Source organism: Aerococcus sp. L_32, from assembly GCF_050689315.1.
The window spans coordinates 1-979 of record NZ_JBOEQF010000658.1 but is presented as its reverse complement, the minus strand read 5'-3'; the positions used below and the strand labels follow the sequence as shown (position 1 = coordinate 979).

Below are 979 nucleotides of genomic sequence, written 5' to 3'. Positions count from 1 at the left end.
TAGGATGGTGATTTCTGTTTCAGATAGGATTTCATAGGCTAAATCTTCATCAAATACTAGCCCCTGACCATTCTTGCAGGTTAAAATCTCTCCCTTTTCAGAAATGAAACTGATCTGAATTTTGGATGGGTCGAGGTAGTCTGGCTGGGATTGGCCAATGGCAGATAATACCCGGCCCCAGTTAGCGTCTTGCCCGTAAACAGCTGTTTTCACAAGGGAGGATGTCGCTACTTGCTTGGCAATGCCTTCAGCGTCTGCTTGATCTACCGCCCCTTTAACAGCTACGGTAACAAATTTTGTTGCCCCTTCTCCGTCGGCCACGATTTCCTGAGCCATCATTTGACAGATTTCCGTTAATTTCTCCTGAAAAATGAGTATGTGCTGTTTAGTTGGCTTAACTGAGACCTTGTTGGTAGACGCCAGAAGGACGGTATCGTTGGGACTAGTATCCCCATCAACCGAAATCTTGTTGAAAGATTGGTTGACAGACTCTTTCAGTAATTTCTGTAAGGTCTCTTGGCCAAGATCCAAATCAGTTACCACATACGACAACATGGTGCCCATATTCGGGTGGATCATACCTGACCCCTTGGCAATGGCTGCTAGGTGAACGGGCTGCCCTTCGATTTCAAAGACAATAGCAGCTTGCTTAATTTTGGTGTCCGTAGTCATTATGGCTTCAGCCGCTTGAATCGAATCACCATCCGTCAGATTATGGGCTAATGTGTCCACTTGGTCGCCGAAATTACTCAGGTCCATTGGTACACCAATAACACCCGTAGAACAAATCAGGACTTCATCTGGTTGAATCTTTAGCTTGCTAGCTAGTGTGTTAGCCATGATTTGAACATCGGTATCCCCTTTTGGTCCGTTAAAGGTGTTGGCATTTCCTGAATTAATCATAATGGCTTTAAAGGTGGCCTGTTCATTCAAGCGTTTTTTATCATATTTGATATGATGGGATTGGATGGCATTTTTT

Annotated in this window: 1 protein-coding gene; it reads right to left on the bottom strand. The window is 44.3% G+C overall.

What is annotated here, in order from left to right; translation table 11 throughout:
- On the bottom strand, positions 1 to 979 hold a 979-nt coding region (gene argJ / locus ACRCJ0_RS15500), incomplete at both ends, for a bifunctional glutamate N-acetyltransferase/amino-acid acetyltransferase ArgJ (protein WP_431391085.1).